General features: G+C 71.7%; 16 protein-coding genes. 1 reads left to right on the forward strand and 15 read right to left on the reverse strand.

Going from position 1 to position 19,237, the window contains the following annotated elements; translation table 11 throughout:
- Nucleotides 1–47: 47 nt before the first annotated feature.
- Entirely contained in the window at nucleotides 48–995 is a 948-nt protein-coding gene (gene fmt / locus OG389_RS07155) for a methionyl-tRNA formyltransferase (RefSeq protein ID WP_328297621.1), read from the reverse strand.
- A 261-nt stretch (nucleotides 996–1,256) separates the two neighbouring features.
- Here fmt and OG389_RS07160 point away from each other — a divergent pair, with 261 nt between their 5' ends.
- Nucleotides 1,257–1,772, forward strand: coding sequence for a hypothetical protein (locus OG389_RS07160; RefSeq protein ID WP_328297622.1), 516 nt, complete (start codon nucleotides 1,257–1,259; stop codon nucleotides 1,770–1,772).
- A gap of 221 nt (nucleotides 1,773–1,993) precedes the next feature.
- Here the strand turns inward: OG389_RS07160 and OG389_RS07165 are convergent, their stop codons facing one another.
- The 14 genes from OG389_RS07165 to OG389_RS07230 form a co-directional block, all read right to left on the reverse strand.
- Nucleotides 1,994–4,126 carry a primosomal protein N' gene (locus tag OG389_RS07165; RefSeq protein ID WP_443059219.1) on the reverse strand — a complete coding sequence of 711 codons (2,133 nt, stop codon included), beginning with the start codon at nucleotides 4,124–4,126 and terminating at the stop codon, nucleotides 1,994–1,996.
- A 273-nt stretch (nucleotides 4,127–4,399) separates the two neighbouring features.
- Nucleotides 4,400–5,608 (reverse strand): methionine adenosyltransferase, encoded by a 1,209-nt coding sequence (metK, locus tag OG389_RS07170; protein ID WP_328297624.1) that lies wholly within the window; start codon nucleotides 5,606–5,608, stop codon nucleotides 4,400–4,402.
- 195 nt (nucleotides 5,609–5,803) lie between these two features.
- Complete coding sequence (coaBC, locus tag OG389_RS07175; RefSeq protein ID WP_328297625.1) at nucleotides 5,804–7,018, reverse strand: bifunctional phosphopantothenoylcysteine decarboxylase/phosphopantothenate--cysteine ligase CoaBC; 1,215 nt, start codon at nucleotides 7,016–7,018, stop codon at nucleotides 5,804–5,806.
- Between the two features lie 125 nt (nucleotides 7,019–7,143).
- On the reverse strand, nucleotides 7,144–7,416 hold the full coding sequence (rpoZ, locus tag OG389_RS07180) for a DNA-directed RNA polymerase subunit omega (protein ID WP_004948662.1): 273 nt from the start codon (nucleotides 7,414–7,416) through the stop codon (nucleotides 7,144–7,146).
- A gap of 81 nt (nucleotides 7,417–7,497) precedes the next feature.
- Complete coding sequence (gmk, locus tag OG389_RS07185) at nucleotides 7,498–8,061, reverse strand: guanylate kinase (protein WP_328297626.1); 564 nt, start codon at nucleotides 8,059–8,061, stop codon at nucleotides 7,498–7,500.
- A 61-nt stretch (nucleotides 8,062–8,122) separates the two neighbouring features.
- A complete protein-coding gene (mihF, locus tag OG389_RS07190; RefSeq protein WP_243334344.1) occupies nucleotides 8,123–8,446 on the reverse strand; it encodes an integration host factor, actinobacterial type in 324 nt (107 codons plus the stop codon).
- Nucleotides 8,447–8,691: 245 nt separating this feature from the next.
- Nucleotides 8,692–9,660: a dihydroorotate dehydrogenase gene (locus tag OG389_RS07195; RefSeq protein ID WP_328297627.1), complete on the reverse strand. Its 969-nt coding sequence runs from the start codon at nucleotides 9,658–9,660 to the stop codon at nucleotides 8,692–8,694.
- Entirely contained in the window at nucleotides 9,657–10,514 is an 858-nt protein-coding gene (locus OG389_RS07200; RefSeq protein WP_328297628.1) for a dihydroorotate dehydrogenase electron transfer subunit, read from the reverse strand. Before OG389_RS07200 ends, OG389_RS07195 begins: the two co-directional genes overlap by 4 nt.
- Nucleotides 10,515–10,835: 321 nt before the next feature.
- Nucleotides 10,836–11,678 (reverse strand): orotidine-5'-phosphate decarboxylase, encoded by an 843-nt coding sequence (pyrF, locus tag OG389_RS07205; protein ID WP_328297629.1) that lies wholly within the window; start codon nucleotides 11,676–11,678, stop codon nucleotides 10,836–10,838.
- Between the two features lie 14 nt (nucleotides 11,679–11,692).
- The gene (locus tag OG389_RS07210) at nucleotides 11,693–12,802 is read right to left on the reverse strand and encodes a quinone-dependent dihydroorotate dehydrogenase (RefSeq protein ID WP_328303581.1); all 1,110 of its coding nucleotides are present in this window, start codon (nucleotides 12,800–12,802) and stop codon (nucleotides 11,693–11,695) included.
- Nucleotides 12,803–12,925: 123 nt separating this feature from the next.
- Complete coding sequence (gene carB / locus OG389_RS07215; RefSeq protein ID WP_328297630.1) at nucleotides 12,926–16,234, reverse strand: carbamoyl-phosphate synthase large subunit; 3,309 nt, start codon at nucleotides 16,232–16,234, stop codon at nucleotides 12,926–12,928.
- A complete protein-coding gene (gene carA / locus OG389_RS07220) occupies nucleotides 16,227–17,375 on the reverse strand; it encodes a glutamine-hydrolyzing carbamoyl-phosphate synthase small subunit (RefSeq protein ID WP_328297631.1) in 1,149 nt (382 codons plus the stop codon). The genes carB and carA overlap by 8 nt, the downstream gene beginning before the upstream one ends.
- Complete coding sequence (locus OG389_RS07225) at nucleotides 17,372–17,953, reverse strand: PH-like domain-containing protein (protein WP_328297632.1); 582 nt, start codon at nucleotides 17,951–17,953, stop codon at nucleotides 17,372–17,374. The genes carA and OG389_RS07225 overlap by 4 nt, the downstream gene beginning before the upstream one ends.
- A complete protein-coding gene (locus OG389_RS07230) occupies nucleotides 17,950–19,236 on the reverse strand; it encodes a dihydroorotase (protein WP_328297633.1) in 1,287 nt (428 codons plus the stop codon). Before OG389_RS07230 ends, OG389_RS07225 begins: the two co-directional genes overlap by 4 nt.
- Nucleotide 19,237 lies beyond the last annotated feature (1 nt).

The following is a 19,237-nucleotide window of genomic DNA, read 5'->3' on the forward strand; positions in this document are numbered from 1 at the left end:
CCGCGAGGGCTGCGACGCCTGCGACGCCTGTGGGGGCCGCCGCGAATTCAGCCTACGTCGGTCCCGCCGCCGAGCCGCTCGCCGGGAGCGATCCGCACGCCACGCGCCCAGTCGGCGGCCTTCATCGGCTTCTTGCCCTGCGGCTGCACCCAGAGCAGCTCCACGGCGTGCGAGCCCGTGCCGACGTGGACGTTGTTCTTGCCCACGGCCAGGTCTCCCGGACGCAGGTCCGTGCGGTCCGGGGCCAGCCCGACCGAGACCAGCTTGAGCCGCTCCGCGCGGAAGACCGTCCACGCGCCGGGCGCCGGCGTGCAGCCGCGCACCAGCCGGTCGACGCGCATCGCGGGGGCCGTCCAGTCGACCCGGGCGTCCTCGACGGTGATCTTCGGCGCGAGCGAGATCCCGTCCGCGGGCTGCTCCACCGCGCGCAGGGTGCCGTCCTCGATGCCGTCCATGGTCGCCACCAGCAGTCCGGACCCGGCGAAGGCCAGGCGGGTCAGCAGGTCACCACTGGTGTCGGTGGGCCGGATCTCCTCGGTGAGGATCCCGAAGACCGGGCCGGTGTCCAGCCCCTCCTCGATCCGGAAGGTGGAGGCACCGGTGACCTGGTCCCCCGCCATGATCGACTGCTGGACGGGGGCGGCACCGCGCCAGGCGGGCAGCAGCGAGAAGTGCAGGTTGACCCAGCCGTGCGCGGGGATGTCCAGGGCGCTCTTGGGGATCAGCGCGCCGTACGCCACGACCGGGCAGCAGTCCGGGGCGATCTCGCGCAGCCGGGCCTGGAAATCCGGGTCGCGCGGCCGGGCGGGCTTGAGCACCTCGATGCCCGCTTCCACCGCGCGCTCGGCCACGGGGCTGGCGACGAGGTGGCGTCCCCGGCCGGCCGGGGCGTCGGGCCGGGTGACGACGGCGGCGACCTCGTGACGCCCGGAGGCGATCAGAGCGTCCAGGGCGGGCACGGCGACCTCGGGGGTGCCTGCGAAGACGAGCTTCACTGGGGTCTACCTCGCTATCTCGGCTGTCAGCAGCGCACCAGTCTATGGGCTGCCCGCCGACCGTCCCACCTGCGCTGCCGTCCTCCCGCGAGGGGGCGTACGCACACACGCGCGCTCCTCGCATATGCCGACACGCCCCCTGAGCGTGACCTGGCCGCCCGCTGGCGCGTTGGTCAAGAGAGATTGACCGAAACGGGCCGCGAAACAGAACGGTGTCTGCGGCCCGATCCGCTCTTCAGCACCGGTTCGAGAGGCTTCTTCATGGCCGACCACGCCACCCACGACGCCCAAGCACGGGCCAGCCTGCACCTGCTGGTGCGGGACATCGAGCGGGTTCGCCGGCAGGTGGATGCTCTGCGTACGCTCACCGCCCAGCTCGGCAACGTCTACCGCCCGCGCCGCTCAGGTCCCTCCACGGGCTTCGTCGTCTATGGCCGGGCGCCCGCGCCCACCGTCCGCCTCGCGCAGGAGCTGCGGGACAGCGTCGAGACGCTGGTCACCGCCGCGGTGGACTTCGACCGCTCGCTCGGCTTCTCGTGGGACGCGGTCGGCTCGGCGCTCGGCGTCACCAAGCAGGCCGTGCACCGGCGCTACGGTGCCCGGCGGGCGCAGAGCGCCGAGTCCGCCGAGCGGGAGCCGCTGGCCGAGGGCACGACGACGCGGACCCTCGGGCCGCTGCCCACGGTCCCGGCGGCCCGCTCGGTGCCGCCGCAGCCGATGCGCGAGGAGGCGGGCGCGTCCCGCCCCGGGGCGTTCCCCGGCCCCCGCAACAGCTGACCCCCGCCGCCGGGACGCCGACCCCCGACGGACCCGCCCCCGGCGGAGCGACCCCCGGTCGCCCCACCGGGGGCTTGCGCCGTATTCCAGCCCGTCCGGCGATTCGGGTCTCTCGGCCCGCCCGGCGTTCGAGGACCGGGGCCGGGCAGCGCCCGGGGAACGGTGGAAGGGCCGGCAGGGGACAGAGCCCCCGCAGGGCCCCCGCCAGGTACCGGCAGGGGCTAGCCGATGTCCAGGGGGTCGATGCGGATGCGGACCGCTTCCGACGCGGGGACGCCACGGGTCAGCCGGGCCGTCTGGGCGGCCTTCAGCGCGGCCGCCAGGGCCGCGCCGCTGCCCGGCGGGACCCGGACCAGCGCCCGCTCCCCCGGCGAAGGCTCCCCCCGCCGCCCAGGCATCGGCACCGGCCCCAGGATCTCCGCGTCCGCCGGCAGCCCGGCCCCCGCAAGGAAGGCCTCGACCACCTCTCCCCGCCCGGCGACCGCCGCCATCCGCGAGACCGGCGGAAACCCCAGCTGTGCCCGCTCCGCGAGCTCCCGCACCGCATGCCCGACGGGGTCCCACCGCACCAGGGCCTGCACCGGCCGCAGCGTCGGCTCCGCGACCACCACGACCTGGCCCTCCCCCCGTACCAGCGAGGCCGCCGCGATCCAGCGCCGCAGCGCGTCCTCGCCGGCCCTCAGGTCGGGCCGGGACAGCATCGCCCAGCCGTCCAGCAGCAGCGCCGCCGCGTACCCGGCGCCCGCCGCCACCGGCTCGGCGCCGGGCGTGGACACCACCAGCGCGGGCCGGTCCGGGACCTCGTCCAGGACGTGGTCGCGCCCGGAGGTCCGTACGGGCACGGCCGGGAAGGCCCGCCCCAGTTCCTCGGCCGTACGCCGGGCGCCGACCACCTGGGCCCGCAGCCGGAACGACCCGCACTCCTGGCAGTGCCAGGAGCTCTCCTGCCGCCCGCACCACCCGCAGTGCAGGTCCCGCTCGTCGGGGGCCTCCAGCGGCCCCGCACAGACCGTGCAGCGGGCCGGCGTACGGCACCGCTCGCACGCCAGCCGCGGCACGTACCCGCGCCGGGGCACCTGGACCAGGACGGGCCCGGTCCTCAGCCCCTCCCGTACGGTCTCCCAGGCCACGCTCGGCAGCCGTGCGGCCCGGGCCGCACCGTCCCGGGCCAGCAGTTCGTCGCCGACGGTCCGGATCCGGGGCGCGTACGTCCGTACCGTCTCGCGGTCGGCCACCAGCGGCCGGGCCCAGCCGGACTCGACGAGCTGCGCGGCCTCCACCGTGCAGCTGGTGCTCCCGGCCAGGAAGCCGCAGCCGTCGGTGACCGCGCGCAGCTCCAGTACCTCCCGCACGTGCGGGAAGGGGGCGTGGACGTCGCTGTGGCTGGAGTCCCCGTCGTCCCAGATCGCGACCAGGCCGAGGTCCCGCACGGGAGCGAACATCGCGGCCCGGGTGCCGACGACGGCCCGCACCGAGCCCCGGCTGACGGCCAGCCACTGGCGGTAGCGCTTCTCCGGCCCGGACTCGGCGGTCAGCAGCGCGTGCCGCCCCTCGCCGAGCAGGGCGGTCAGGGCAGCGTCGACGCGGGCGGCGGTGCGCCCGTCGGGGACCACGGCGAGGGCGCCGCGCCCGGAGGCGAGGGTCGCGGCCATGGCACGGGCCAGCTCGTCGGCCCAGCCCGGGCCGGGCAGGGCCGTCCACACGGCACGCGGGGTACCACCGGTGGCCAGGGCCCGCAGAAAGGCCGGCCCGGCGCCGTACCGCTCCCAGCCGGCGGGCTCGGGGGCGGCGGGCGGGGGCAGCGGCTCGGGGGACGGCTTGGCCTCGGCGCGGGCGCTGCGCGCCGGCAGGGCGAGCTGGAGCACGTCGGCGAGGCTGCCCGCGTACCGGTCGGCTACGGCGCGGGCGAGGGCGAGCATGCGGGGGCCGAGCACGACCTCGGGCGAGACGACCTGGGCGAGGGCCGCGAGCGCGCCGTTGTAGTCGGAGTCGGCGCGGCGCTCGATGACGAAGCCGTCGATGAGCCCGCCGCCCTCGCGGCGGCCGCCGTGGACACGGTGGCCCCCGGCGCCGAAGCGGACACGGACACGGACGCCCGGCAGGGCGGTCCCGGAGAGTTCGGCGGGGACCGCGTAGTCGAAGAGCCGGTCGAGGTGGAGCACGCCCTTGTTGACCAGGACCCGGGCGACCGGGAGCTCCTCGGCGACGGCGGCTCCGCGCCAGGTACGGGGTTTCGCCTTGGGTGCCTTGGCCTTGGCTTCGGCGACCATCTCCCGGATCAGGGCGAGCTGCTCCGGCGGGCCTGCGGGACTCTCGTCCCCGAACCGCTGCTCGGACTCGTTCGCGCTGCTCACACCCGCATTCTTACCAAACCCCACCGACAGCGCGGGGCCAGGCGGCGCTCCCGAGATCGTCATCGGCGGCGGTGGGGTTCCTTCGACACGGGGACGACTCACCCGCTCCAGATGTATCCGTCGCCTTCGCACCGGAAGGCCTGGGCCAGCCTAACCGTGGCCCTCGCGCGCGACACCGGAATTTCCGCGGGCGACGGGTACGCGAACGCCGGACGCGCGAACGGCCCCGGACCGAGGGTCCGGGGCCGTTCGCGTCAGACGGTGCGGCGCTGCTTACAGACCCGCGGCCGTGCGCAGGGCGGCCACGCGGTCGGTGCGCTCCCAGGTGAAGTCGGGGAGTTCGCGGCCGAAGTGGCCGTAGGCGGCGGTCTGCGCGTAGATGGGGCGCAGCAGGTCGAGGTCGCGGATGATCGCGGCCGGGCGCAGGTCGAAGACCTGGCCGATGGCGTCCTCGATCTTCTGGACGTCGACCTTGTGGGTGCCGAAGGTCTCGACGAAGAGTCCGACGGGCTCGGCCTTGCCGATGGCGTACGCGACCTGGACCTCGCAGCGCGAGGCCAGTCCGGCGGCCACGACGTTCTTCGCGACCCAGCGCATCGCGTAGGCGGCGGAGCGGTCGACCTTGGACGGGTCCTTGCCCGAGAAGGCGCCGCCACCGTGGCGGGCCATGCCGCCGTAGGTGTCGATGATGATCTTGCGGCCGGTCAGGCCGGCGTCGCCCATCGGGCCGCCGATCTCGAAACGGCCGGTCGGGTTGACCAGCAGGCGGTAGCCCTCGGTCTCCAGCTTGATGCCGTCCTCGACCAGCTGGTTCAGCACGTGCTCCACGACGAACTCGCGGATGTCCGGGGCGAGCAGCGAGTCCAGGTCGATGTCCGCCGCGTGCTGCGAGGACACGACGACCGTGTCGAGACGGACGGCCTTGTCGCCGTCGTACTCGATGGTGACCTGGGTCTTGCCGTCGGGACGCAGGTACGGGATGGTCCCGTTCTTGCGGACCTCGGAAAGGCGCTTGGACAGCCGGTGCGCGATGTGGATCGGCAGCGGCATCAGCTCGGGGGTCTCGTCGCAGGCGTAGCCGAACATCAGGCCCTGGTCGCCGGCGCCCTGCTTGTCGAGCTCGTCCTCATCGCCCTCGACACGCTTCTCGTAGGCGGTGTCGACACCCTGAGCGATGTCCGGGGACTGCGCGCCGATCGACACCGACACGCCACAGGAAGCGCCGTCGAAGCCCTTCTTGGAGGAGTCGTAGCCGATCTCGAGGATCTTGTCGCGCACGAGCTGCGCGATCGGCGCGTAGGCCTTCGTCGTCACCTCTCCGGCGATGTGGACGAGACCGGTGGTGATGAGGGTCTCCACGGCGACGCGCGAGGTGGGGTCCTCGGTGAGGAGCGCGTCGAGAATGGTGTCGCTGATCTGGTCAGCGATCTTGTCAGGGTGACCCTCGGTCACAGACTCCGAGGTGAACAGGCGACGGGACACAACGCTCCCTGGGGTTGCAGCGGCTGCTGGCTGAATTATTGGCGGAACCACATCGGAGGCTGCGCCCGATCACGTTCCGGATGCAGTTTATCGGTCGCCACCGTTCGCCGGACCACCCGTCTCGCCCTGTGGGAGCCGTGTGACCTGCGGCACTCCATTCTTACGCACGGATCGCCCTGCGGAAAGAGGCTTCGCTCAGGCGCGTCGCGCCTCCATCAGGAGAGCGACCCGGTCCCAAATAACCTCTGCGAGCGCTTCCTTCGGACCATAGGGGACCGCCAGCTCGCTCCCGTCGGAGCCCAGGACAACCGCCTCGTTCTCCTCGGAACCAAAGGTCTTGGTCTCACCGACCTCGTTCACGACGAGCAGGTCGCACCCCTTGCGGAGGAGCTTGCTCCGCCCATTCGCGAGCACGTCGTCGGTCTCCGCGGCGAAGCCCACCACGATCTGGCCCTCCCGGGCGCGGTCGGCGGAAATCTCCGCGAGAACGTCCGGATTACGTACCAGGGCGACCGGCGCCGGTTCCTGACCGTCCTTCTTCTTGATCTTCCCGCCCGCGTACTCGGCGGGCCGGAAGTCCGCCACGGCCGCGGCCATCACCACCGCGTCGGCGTCCGCGGCGGCCTTGAGGACCGCCTCCCGCAGCTGCAGGGCCGTTCCGACCCGTACGAGGTCCGCCCCGGCCGGGTCGGCGAGCGCGGCGTTGGCGGAGACCAGGGTGACCCGGGCCCCGCGCGCGACGGCGGTGCGGGCGAGGGCGTAGCCCTGCTTGCCGGAGGAACGGTTGCCGAGGAAGCGGACCGGGTCCAGGGGTTCGCGCGTACCGCCCGCGCTGATCACCACGTGCCGACCGGCGAGGTCGGGCCCGGCCGCGCCCCGGGCCAGCACGCTCCTGCAGACCTCGAAGATCTCCCCGGGGTCCGGCAGCCGCCCCTTGCCGGTGTCCTTGCCGGTGAGCCGCCCGACGGCCGGCTCGATGACAACGGCTCCGCGCCGGCGCAGCGTGGCGACGTTCTCCTGGGTGGCCGGGTGTTCCCACATCTCGGTGTGCATCGCGGGTGCGAACACCACCGGACAGCGTGCGGTGAGGAGCGTGTTGGTGAGCAGGTCGTCGGCGAGCCCGTGGGCGGCCTTGGCCAGCATGTCGGCGGTGGCCGGGGCGACGACCACGAGGTCGGCGGACTGGCCGATGCGCACGTGCGGCACCTCGTGGACGCTCTCCCAGACCTCGGTGGAGGCCGGGTTCCCGGAGAGGGCGGCCCAGGTGGCCTCTCCGACGAAGTTCAGCGAGGCCGCCGTCGGCACCACCCGTACCTCGTGCCCGGACTCGGTCAGTCGGCGCAGCAGCTCGCACGCCTTGTAGGCGGCGATCCCACCGCTGACTCCGAGCACGACCTTCGGCTTACCCACCACACACGCCCCTTCGGCCGGTCTCCGGCTGGTTCTCTGGCACCTGTCACACCTACGACACCTATGACACACCACAGGCCCGGCAGATGTTCTGCCGGGCCTGTGGTGAAAGGAAAACTCGTGCCTTACTGAGCCGGGGCCTCGATGGCCTCGGAGGTCAGCAGACCCGCGTTGATCTCGCGCAGCGCGATCGAAAGCGGCTTCTCGTGGACGTGGGTGTCCACCAGCGGGCCGACGTACTCGAGCAGGCCCTCACCGAGCTGCGAGTAGTACGCGTTGATCTGACGGGCACGCTTGGCCGCGTAGATCACGAGGCTGTACTTCGAGTCCGTGGCCTCGAGCAGCTCGTCGATCGGCGGGTTGATGATGCCCTCGGGCGCAGTAATGGAAGAGGACACGCTCTACCTTCCGAAGATGGGGAAAAACCTAGACGCTGCCGAATTTCAGACCGTCCGGACCAGCTGAACACCGGTCAACGATCAGACGACATTCATCAAGGCTAGCAGCTCGCGCGCCACGTCCTCGACCGAGGTGTTGACCAGGGTGCTGTCGAACTCGGATTCGGCAGCCAGTTCGATCTTGGCGGCGGCGAGCCTGCGCTCGACGACCTCCGCCGATTCGGTGCCCCGGCCGGTGAGCCGGCGGACCAGCTCGTCCCAGCTCGGGGGGGCGAGGAAGACCAGCTGTGCCTCGGACATCGACTCGCGTACGAGTCGGGCGCCCTGGAGATCGATCTCCAGCAGGACCGGTTCGCCGTTCTCCAGGCGTTCCAGCACTGCGCCGCGCGGTGTGCCGTAGCGGTTGCCCGCGAACTCGGCCCACTCCAGCAGCTCGCCATTGGCGATCAGCTTGTCGAACTCGTCGTCGTTGACGAAGAAGTAATGGACTCCGTGTCGCTCACCGGGCCGCGGCTTGCGGGTGGTGGCCGACACCGAGAGCCAGACCTCGGGGTGAACCTTGCGCATATGCGCGACGACCGTGCTCTTGCCGACCCCCGAAGGGCCGGAGAGCACGGTCAGCCGCGGACGAACCTCTGCTGCCATAGAGCGATTATCCAGCTTCTCGGGACTGCCTGAGAACGCCGGGAGTACTTCGGACGACGCCTTAGGCGGCGTTGCCGCCGAACTCACGCTCCAGAGAGGCGATCTGGTTGGAACCGAGACCTCGGACACGCCGTGACTCGGAGATGCCGAGGCGCTCCATGAGTTGCTTGGCGCGCACCTTGCCGACGCCAGGCAGGGACTCCAGGAGAGCCGAGACCTTCATCTTGCCGATGACGTCGTTCTCCTGACCCAGCTTGATGACGTCATGCAGGGAGGCGCCGGAGTGCTTGAGTCGATTCTTCACCTCGGCCCGCTCCCGGCGAGCCGCGGCGGCCTTTTCGAGCGCTGCTGCGCGCTGTTCAGGGGTAAGGGGCGGAAGAGCCACGCCTACGTCACCTCGGATGTCGAACTGTCGGATACGGACCGACGGGATGCCGGAAGGCATCACGCCAGGGAAGCGCCCGAACAGCGGTGGAACTCGATCGCTGCTCGTTCACTCTGGTCGGAGACTAGCGGCCATGACCGCTCCAGTCAGCGAGAACGGACGAAAAGTCCTGGTCAGCCTCCACTGAACCGTACATCACAGACAAAACACCCCGGTTTTGTCCGGTGAAAGACGTTCGAATCTCGTCAGGGAGCGCGATGAGCCCGTCCGACGGCGTCCTCGAACGACCCGATCCCGCGTACGGCGAGTGCCGCGCGCAGCCCGTCGCGGATCCGCAGCGGCGCCGACGGGTCGTTGAACAGCGCGGTCCCGATCGCCACGCCCGAAGCGCCCGCGAGGACGAACTCGAGCGCGTCGCGGGCGGAGGCGATCCCGCCCATGCCGAGGATGGGCACCCGCCGCACGGCGCCGGCGAGCATCGCCCCGTACACCTGGTGGACGCAGCGGACGGCGACCGGGCGGATCGCGGGCCCCGAGAGGCCACCGGTGACCCCGGCGAGGGCCGGGCGCATCGAGTCGGTGTCGATGGCCATCCCGAGGACGGTGTTGATCATCGAGAGCCCGTCGGCGCCCGCGTCCGCGCAGGCGGCCGCGATGTCCGTGATCCGTGTCACATCGGGGGTCAGCTTGGCGTACACGGGCAGTTCCGGGCCGGCCGCCGCCCGGACCGCCCCGACCACCTCGAAGGAGGCATCGGCGTCACAGGCGAAGACGAGTCCGCGGTTCGCGACGTTGGGGCAGGAGATGTTGGCCTCGATCCCCACCACCCCGGGCTGCCCGGTCAGCCTGGCGGCCACCTCGGCGAACTCCTCCGTACGCTCCCCCGCGACCGATACGAGGACCCGTGCCCCGCGCTCGGCCAACCAGGGCAGCTCGCGCTCGACGAAGTGGTCGACGCCGGAGCCCTGGAGTCCGATGGAGTTCAGCATCCCGCTGGGGGTCTCGGCCATCCGCGGAGTGGCGCGGCCGGAGCGGACGTACGGCATCACGGTCTTGGTGGTGATGGTGCCGAGCTCGTCCAGCGGGGTGAAGCGGTGCAGCTCGCGGCCGTAGCCGGCACAGCCGGAGGCGGTGGAGACCGGGTTGGGGAGGGTGACGTGGGCGCCGAGCGGCGCCGACATGTCCACGTCCTCGGGCAGGATCGACGCGTTCATCGCCGGGTCTCCTTCGGAGTCATCGCGTCGGCTCCCTCGAGGTCCTCGGGCAGGGTTCCGGCGTCGTCCCAGCGGACGGTGGAGCCGTCGAAGACGGGGCCGGATGTGCAGGAGCGAACGAACCGGGTGACCCCGTCGGGGCCGGTGACGGGCAGGACGCAGCTCATGCAGATCCCGATGCCGCAGGCCATGGCCTCTTCCACGGCGGTGTGGCTGGTCGCTCCGGCGGCGGTGGCGATCCCCGTGACGGCCTTGAGCATGCCCATGGGGCCGCAGGAGTGGACCTCGGTGGCGCCGACCACCGTGATGGCCTCGGCGAGGGGCCCCGTGACCCGGCCCCGGCGGCCGGCCGAACCGTCGTCGGTGACCACGTACACGTGCTCGGCGAGTTCCATGGCCCGCTCGACGCCGAACAGCCGGTCGGCGTTGGCCGCGCCGAGCACGAAGGCGACGCGGCCGCCCTGGCCGAGGATCTCCTCGGCCAGGGCGAACATCGGGGCACTGCCGTAGCCGCCGGCGACGAGAACGGCGCCGACCGGGCTCCCGGGGAGGGGGAAGGGGGTGCCCAGGGGGGCGATGAGGTCGACGGTGTCGCCGGGGCGGTGCCGGGCCAGCGCCCTGGTCCCGCGGCCGGCTTCGGCGAAGACGAACTCGACGGTTCCCTCGTCGGGGTCGGCGCGGTGGATGGAGAACGCGCGGCGCAGCAGGGTGGCGGAGTCGGGGCCGCCGATCGCCAGGGCGCCGAAGTGGCCGGGCCGCACCCCCGCGACCGACGGGGCGTCGAGGACCAGGTGGTGGTAGGCCCCGACGGGGTCGATGCGCCGGATGGTGGCGGTGGTCTGTACGGGGGGCACGCGGGGCGCTCCGTCCGGGGTAGAGGTCGTAACCCCCCACCCCATGATCGCCCGCGTCCAGCCCCGGGGGCACCGGCCGGAAGCCCCGACCCTCCGGGCCGTACGCCCTGTCTCCCGGCCCGGCTGCGCACGCCTCGGAGCAACCCGGCCCTGCGAGGCGGCGTATTGCGCTGCGCGCCCGCGCCACCCGCCGCCGGCCGAAATCCAGCCCCGCCGGCGTTTGAGGCGCGGGGGTCCGGGGGCTGGCCCCCGGCAGCGGGGCCGGGGCGGAGCCCCGGGCGGCGGCAGGTAGGGGACTCCGCCCCGCGCAGGGGGTGAGCGTCAGGCGGAGACGGCCTCGCGGATCTCCTCCGCGAAGGTACGGGCGGAGGCCCGCAGGGCAGCGGCATCCGGACCGTGCTTCAGCACGCCCCGCGACACGTTCGGGACCACGTTGCGGACGGCCGCGCCGAAGACCGCCGGAAGGTCCGCCGCCGTCGCGCCCTGCGCCCCGATCCCGGGAGCCAGCAGCGGCCCGTTGATGTCCAGGTCGAAGGAGGACAGGTCCCCGAGCGTCGCGCCGACGACCGCTCCGAAGGAGCCCATCGGGGAGGCCCCCGCGTTCTCCGCCGCCAGGTGCCCGAGCATCGTCGCGCCGATGGTCCGGCCGTCCTCCCGTACCGCCCGCTGGACCTCCGCGCCCTCCGGGTTGGAGGTGAGGGCCAGGACGAACAGGCCGGCCCCCGACTCACGGGCGAGGTCGACCGCCGGCTTCAGCGAGCCGTAGCCCAGGTACGGGGAGACGGTCAGCGCGTCCGAGAAGAGCGGCGAGGAGGGCGACAGGAAGGTCTCCGCGTACGCGGCCATCGTGGAGCCGATGTCACCCCGCTTCGCGTCCATGACCACCAGCGTGCCCGCCGCACGGGCGTCGGCCACGGTCTGCTCCAGCACCGCGATGCCCTTCGAGCCGAACCGCTCGAAGAAGGCCGCCTGCGGCTTGAAGACCGCGACCGAGTCGGCGAGCGCCTCGACGACGGTGCGGGAGAACTTCTCCAGGCCCGCGATGTCGTCGTTCAGGCCCCAGGAGGCCAGCAGCGCCGCGTGCGGGTCGATGCCGACGCACAGCGGCCCGCGGGTGTCCATCGCCTCGCGCAGACGCGTACCGAAGGGGATCACAGAGGTCACGGACTTCACAGGGGTCACAGAGCGGCCTTTCGGGTTTCCGCGCCCACCGCTTCGGCGAGCGTCGCGTACGGGCTGGCGGCCAGGCGGGCGGCCAGGCCCTTGTGGATGGCGCGGGCGTAGAAGGGGCCCTCGTAGATGAAGGCGCTGTAGCCCTGGATCAGGCTCGCGCCGGCCAGGATCCGCTGCCAGGCGTCCTCGGCGTTCTCGATGCCGCCGACGCCGACCAGGACCAGCCGGTCACCGACCCGGGCGTACAGCCGGCGCAGGACCTCCAGCGAGCGCGCCTTGACCGGGGCGCCGGACAGCCCGCCGGTCTCCTTGACCAGCGACGGGGAGGACTTCAGGCCCAGGCCCTCGCGGGCGATCGTCGTGTTCGTCGCGATGATGCCGTCCAGGCCCAGCTCCAGGGCCAGGTCGGCGACGGCGTCCACGTCCTCGTCCGCGAGGTCGGGGGCGATCTTGACGAGCAGCGGGACCCGGCGGTCGGTCACGACGCGGTCCGCCGCCTCGCGCACGGCGCTCAGCAGCGGGCGCAGCGACTCCGTCGCCTGGAGGTTGCGCAGCCCCGGGGTGTTCGGGGAGGAGACGTTGACGACGAGGTAGTCCGCGTGGCGGGCGAGGCGCTCGGTGGAGGCGACGTAGTCCGCCACCGCCTCCTCCTCCGGGACGACCTTCGTCTTGCCGATGTTGACACCGACGACCGTCCTGAAGACGGGGTTGCGGGTGGCCAGGCGCTCGGCCACGGCCGCCGAGCCCTCGTTGTTGAAGCCCATGCGGTTGATCAGCGCGCGGTCCGCCACCAGCCGGAACAGCCGCTTCTTCGGGTTGCCGGGCTGGGCCTCGGCCGTGACGGTGCCGATCTCGACGTGGTCGAAGCCGAGCATCGACATCCCGTCGATGGCGACGGCGTTCTTGTCGAAGCCGGCCGCGAGCCCGAAGGGGCCGTGCATCCGCAGCCCGAGGGCCTCGGTGCGCAGCGACTCGTGACGGGGGGCCAGGGAGGCGGCGACGAAGGTGCGCAGCACCGGCGTACGCGCCGCGAGGCGGATCCAGCGGAAGGCCATGTAGTGGGCCTGCTCCGGGTCCATCCGCTTGAAGACCAGGTTGAAGAAGAATTTGTACATCGTCGAGGAGTCCCCTTGTGCGCTCATGAGCTCATGAAGAGGGGGACGACCGTCGCGCATCGCGCTTGACGGTGTCCCCCTCCCCTCTACGGGCCGTACGGGCCGATCGGTCCTGCCCGGGACCTAGTCGCGGGCCGCGGTCAGCCGCTCCGCGTGCTCCTGGAGCGAGCAGACGCCCACGTCGCCGCGGTTGAGCGCGTCGATGCCCTGGACGGCCGCGGCGAGCGCCTGGACCGTGGTGAGGCACGGGACGCCGCGCGCGACGGCGGCCGTACGGATCTCGTAGCCGTCGAGGCGACCGCCGGTGCCGTACGGGGTGTTGACGATCAGGTCGACCTGGCCGTCGTGGATGAGCTGGACGACGGTCTTCTCGCCGTCCGGGCCCTCGCCCTCGCTGAGCTTGCGCACGACGGTGGCGTTGATGCCGTTGCGGCGCAGGACCTCCGCGGTGCCCGAGGTCGCCATCAGCTCGAAGCCGTGGGCGACGAGCTCGCGCGCCGGGAAGATCATCGAGCGCTTGTCGCGGTTGGCGACGGAGATGAACGCGCGGCCCTTGGTGGGCAGCGGGCCGTAGGCGCCGGCCTGCGACTTGGCGTACGCCGTGCCGAAGACGGAGTCGATTCCCATGACCTCGCCGGTGGAGCGCATCTCCGGGCCGAGGACGGTGTCGACGCCGCGGCCGTGGATGTCGCGGAAGCGCGACCACGGCATGACGGCCTCCTTGACGGAGATCGGCGCGTCGAGCGGCAGGGTGCCGCCGTCGCCGCTCTTGGGGAGCATGCCCTCTTCGCGGAGCTCGGCGATGGTGGTGCCGAGCGAGATGCGGGCGGCGGCCTTGGCGAGCGGGACCGCGGTGGCCTTCGAGGTGAAGGGGACGGTCCGGGAGGCGCGCGGGTTGGCCTCCAGGACGTAGAGGATGTCACCCGCCATCGCGAACTGGATGTTGATCAGACCGCGTACGCCGACGCCCTTGGCGATGGCCTCGGTGGACGTGCGCAGGCGCTTGATGTCGTAGCCGCCGAGGGTGATCGGGGGCAGGGCGCAGGCCGAGTCGCCGGAGTGGATCCCGGCTTCCTCGATGTGCTCCATGACGCCGCCGAGGTAGAGCTCGGTGCCGTCGTAGAGGGCGTCGACGTCGATCTCGATCGCGTCGTCGAGGAAACGGTCGACCAGCACGGGGCGGGTCGGCGAGATCTCGGTGGACTCGGCGATGTACGAGGACAGCCGGTCCTCGTCGTAGACGATCTCCATGCCGCGGCCGCCGAGCACGTACGAGGGGCGTACGAGGACCGGGTAGCCGATCTCGTCGGCGATGGCCTTGGCGCCGGCGAAGGTGGTGGCGGTGCCGTGCTTGGGGGCGGGCAGGCCGGCCTCGGCGAGGACCTGGCCGAAGGCGCCGCGGTCCTCTGCGGCGTGGATGGCCTCCGGCGGGGTACCGACGACGGGGACGCCGTTGTCCTTGAGGGCCTGGGCCAGGCCCAGCGGGGTCTGGCCGCCGAGCTGGACGATGACTCCGGCGATGGGGCCGGCCAGGGACTCGGCGTGGACGATCTCCAGCACGTCCTCGAGCGTGAGCGGCTCGAAGTACAGGCGGTCGGAGGTGTCGTAGTCCGTGGAGACGGTCTCGGGGTTGCAGTTGACCATCACGGTCTCGTAGCCGGCGTCGCTGAGCGCGAAGGAGGCGTGGACGCAGGAGTAGTCGAACTCGATGCCCTGGCCGATGCGGTTCGGGCCAGAGCCCAGGATGATGACCGCGGGCTTCTCGCGCGGGGCGACCTCGGACTCCTCGTCGTAGGAGGAGTAGAAGTACGGGGTCTTCGCGGCGAACTCGGCGGCACAGGTGTCGACCGTCTTGTACACCGGGCGGACGCCGAGCGCGTGGCGCACCTCGCGGACGACGTCCTCGCGCAGGCCCCGGATCTCGGCGATCTGGAAATCGGAGAAGCCGTGGCGCTTGGCCTCGGCGAGCAGCTCGGGGTAGAGCTTGTCGGCGGAGGCCAGCTCGTCCGCGATCTCCTTGATGAGGAAGAGCTGGTCGACGAACCAGGGGTCGATCTTCGTGTACTCGAAGACCTCTTCCTGCGTGGCGCCGGCGCGGATGGCCTGCATGACGGTGTTGATGCGGCCGTCGGTCGGGCGGACCGCGGTGGCGAGGAGCTCCTCCTTGTCGCCGGTGGGGCCGACGAAGGTGAACTGCGAGCCCTTCTTCTCCAGGGAGCGCAGGGCCTTCTGGAGGGCCTCGGTGAAGTTGCGGCCGATGGCCATGGCCTCGCCCACCGACTTCATGGTGGTGGTGAGGGTGGCGTCGGCGAGCGGGAACTTCTCGAAGGCGAAGCGCGGGGCCTTGACGACGACGTAGTCGAGGGACGGCTCGAAGGAGGCCGGCGTCTTCTCGGTGATGTCGTTGGGGACCTCGTCGAGGGTGTAGCCGATGGCCAGCTTGGCGGCGATCTTGGCGATCGGGAAGCCGGTGGCCTTCGACGCGAGCGCCGAGGAGCGCGAGACGCGCGGGTTCATCTCGATGACGATGACGCGGCCGTCGACCGGGTCGATCGCGAACTGGATGTTGCAGCCGCCGGTGTCGACGCCGACCTCGCGGATGATCGCGATGCCGATGTCGCGCAGCCGCTGGTACTCGCGGTCGGTCAGCGTCATCGCCGGGGCGACGGTGATCGAGTCGCCGGTGTGGACGCCCATCGGGTCGAAGTTCTCGATGGAACAGACGACGACGACGTTGTCCTTGGTGTCGCGCATCAGCTCGAGCTCGTACTCCTTCCAGCCGAGGATGGACTCCTCCAGGAGCACCTCGGTGGTCGGGGAGAGCATCAGCCCCTGGCCGGCGATGCGGCGCAGCTCGTCCTCGTCGTGGGCGAAGCCGGAGCCGGCGCCGCCCATGGTGAAGGAGGGGCGCACGACGACGGGGTAGCCGCCGAGGGTGTCGACGCCCTGGATGATGTCGTCCATCGTGTGGCAGATGACCGAGCGGGCGGACTCGCCGTAGCCGATCTTGGCGCGGACGGCTTCGACGACACCCTTGAAGAGGTCGCGGTCCTCGCCCTTGTTGATCGCCTCGACGTTCGCACCGATGAGCTCGACGCCGTACTTCTCCAGCACACCCTGCTCGTGCATGGAGATGGCGGTGTTCAGCGCGGTCTGGCCGCCGAGGGTCGGGAGCAGCGCGTCGGGGCGCTCCTTCGCGATGATCTTCTCGACGAACTCGGGGGTGATCGGCTCGACGTACGTGGCGTCGGCGATCTCCGGGTCGGTCATGATCGTGGCGGGGTTGGAGTTCACCAGGATGACCCGCAGGCCCTCGGACTTGAGGATGCGGCAGGCCTGGGTCCCGGAGTAGTCGAACTCGGCGGCCTGGCCGATGACGATCGGGCCGGAGCCGATGACCAGGACGGACTGGATATCGGTGCGCTTAGGCACGCTCGGCCTCCATCAGATTTACGAAGCGGTCGAAGAGGTACGCGGCGTCGTGCGGGCCGGCGGCCGCCTCGGGGTGGTACTGGACGGAGAAGGCCGGCTGGTCGAGCAGCTGGAGGCCTTCGACGACCTGGTCGTTCAGGCAGACGTGGGAGACCTCGGCGCGCCCGTAGGCGGTGTCCGAGACCTTGTCGAGGGGCGCGTCCACGGCGAAGCCGTGGTTGTGCGCGGTGATCTCAACCTTGCCGGTGGTGCGGTCCTGCACCGGCTGGTTGATGCCGCGGTGGCCGTACTTCAGCTTGTAGGTGCCGAAGCCGAGCGCGCGGCCCAGGATCTGGTTGCCGAAGCAGATGCCGAAGAGCGGGGTCCTGCGCTCCAGGACGCCCTGCATCACGGAGACGGGGCCGTCGGCGGTGGCCGGGTCGCCCGGTCCGTTGGAGAAGAACACACCGTCGGGGTTGACCGCGTACACGTCCTCGACGGTGGCGGTGGCGGGGAGCACGTGCACCTCGATGCCGCGCTCGGCCATCCGGTGCGGGGTCATGCCCTTGATGCCGAGGTCCACGGCGGCGACGGTGAAGCGCTTCTCGCCGATCGCGGGGACGACGTACGTCTCCTTGGTGGCGACCTCGGCGGCGAGGTCGGCGCCCTTCATCTGCGGGGCTTCCAGGACGCGGGCCAGCAGGGCCGCGTCGCGGACGCCCTCCCAGGCCGCACCCGAGAAGATGCCGACGCGCATGGCGCCGCGCTCGCGCAGGTGGCGGGTCAGGGCGCGGGTGTCGATGCCGGAGATCCCGACGACGCCCTGCTTGACGAGCTCCTCGTCCAGCGAGCGCTGGGAGCGCCAGTTCGAGGGGACGCGGGCGGGGTCGCGCACGACGTACCCGGCGACCCAGATGCGGGAGGACTCGGGGTCCTCGTCGTTGACGCCGGTGTTGCCCACGTGCGGGGCGGTCATCACGACGACCTGCCGGTGGTACGACGGGTCGGTGAGGGTCTCCTGGTAGCCGGTCATGCCGGTGGAGAACACGGCCTCGCCGAAGGTCTCCCCCACAGCGCCGTAGGCGCGGCCGCGGAAGATCCGACCGTCCTCCAGGACGAGTACGGCGGGAGCTTTGGCTGCTCCCCTGGTGGAGGTCGTCATCGTTCGGCGCCTTCCGTCGTGGTGATTGAGTGGTTCATGAGGTTGATCGCTTCGACCCAGGCGGCGTGTTCGGCCGCGCGGTCGGAGCGGAATCCGGAGTCGATCAGCCTGTCGCCGTGCGCCCATGTGACGACGAGGAGACCGCCCTCGGTGAGTACCTTGCCCGCGATTCCCTTGTCGAGGCGGGCGCCGCGCAGCTGCGCGGCCGGTACGAAGAAGTCGTTGGCACCCGGACGGACCACGTCGAGTCCCGCGTCGGTGAGCGCGAGCTCGACCCGGCTGCGGACGCCCAGACCGTGGGCGACGATCCGGTCGAGCCACTGCCCGGCGGTGGTGGACCCGTGGTACCGGCCGGTCAGGGCCAGCCGGTGCTCGGGAAGACCGCCGGGGGCGGCGGGCAGCTCCGGCAGATCGCTCTGCAGGGTGCCGCGCCATTTCCAGCCCTGCCGCATGAGCCAGTACACGAACGCGATGAAGACGAGCAGACCGGCCACCCACGCGATGCGGGCGCCCCAGTCCGTCACCTCCGCCGACTGTCGTTCGGCCTCGGCGGCCAGTTGGATTACTGCAGGTGTCACGCCAGCGTCCCGTCCACGACCGTTGCCCGGCCCCGCAGGAAGGTGTGAGTGACGCGACCCGGCAGCTCACGGCCCTCGTAAGGCGTGTTGCGGCTGCGGGAGGCGAAGTGTGCGGGGTCCACGACACCACGGTACGAGGTATCGACCAAGGTCAGGTTCGCGGGTTCACCTGCCGAGACGGGCCGTCCGTGGTTCGGAAGGCTGCCGATGCGCGCCGGGGCGAAGGACATCCGCTCGGCGACGCCCGCCCAGTCGAGCAGTCCGGTCTCCACCATCGTCTGCTGGACGACGGAGAGCGCGGTCTCCAGGCCCACCATGCCCATGGCGGCGGCGGCCCACTCACAGTCCTTGTCCTCGTGCGGGTGCGGGGCGTGGTCGGTGGCGACGATGTCGATCGTGCCGTCGGCCAGCGCCTCGCGCAGGGCCAGTACGTCGGCCTCGGTGCGCAGCGGCGGGTTGACCTTGTAGACCGGGTTGTACGAGCGCACGAGCTCGTCGGTGAGGAGCAGGTGGTGCGGGGTGACCTCGGCGGTGACGTCGATGCCGCGGGACTTGGCCCAGCGGACGATCTCCACGGAGCCGGCGGTGGAGAGGTGGCAGATGTGGACACGGGAGCCGACGTGCTCGGCGAGCAGGACGTCGCGGGCGATGACCGACTCCTCGGCGACGGCCGGCCAGCCGCCCAGCCCGAGCTCCGCGGAGACGACGCCCTCGTTCATCTGGGCGCCCTCGGTGAGGCGGGGCTCCTGGGCGTGCTGGGCGACGACGCCGCCGAAGGCCTTCACGTACTCCAGGGCGCGGCGCATGATCACCGCGTCGTCCACGCACTTGCCGTCGTCGGAGAAGACCGTGACGCGGGCGGCGGACTCGTGCATGGCGCCCAGCTCGGAGAGCTGCTTGCCCTCGAGGCCCACGGTGACGGCGCCGATGGGCTGCACGTCGCAGTAGCCGGACTCCTTGCCCAGGCGCCACACCTGCTCGACGACGCCGGCGGTGTCGGCGACGGGGAAGGTGTTGGCCATGGCGAAGACGGCGGTGTAGCCGCCGGAGGCCGCGGCACGGGTGCCGGTGAGGACGGTCTCGGAGTCCTCGCGGCCGGGCTCGCGCAGGTGGGTGTGGAGGTCGACGAGGCCCGGGAGCAGGACCTGTCCGGCGGCCTCGATGACGGTCGCGTCGCCGGCGTCCAGGTCCGCGCCCACGGCGGTGATGTTCTCGCCCTCGATCAGGACGTCCTGGACGTCGCCACCAAGTACCTTCGCCCCACGAATAAGGATCTTGCTCATC

The sequence above is a fragment of the Streptomyces sp. NBC_00435 genome (assembly GCF_036014235.1).
GTDB lineage: Bacteria > Actinomycetota > Actinomycetes > Streptomycetales > Streptomycetaceae > Streptomyces.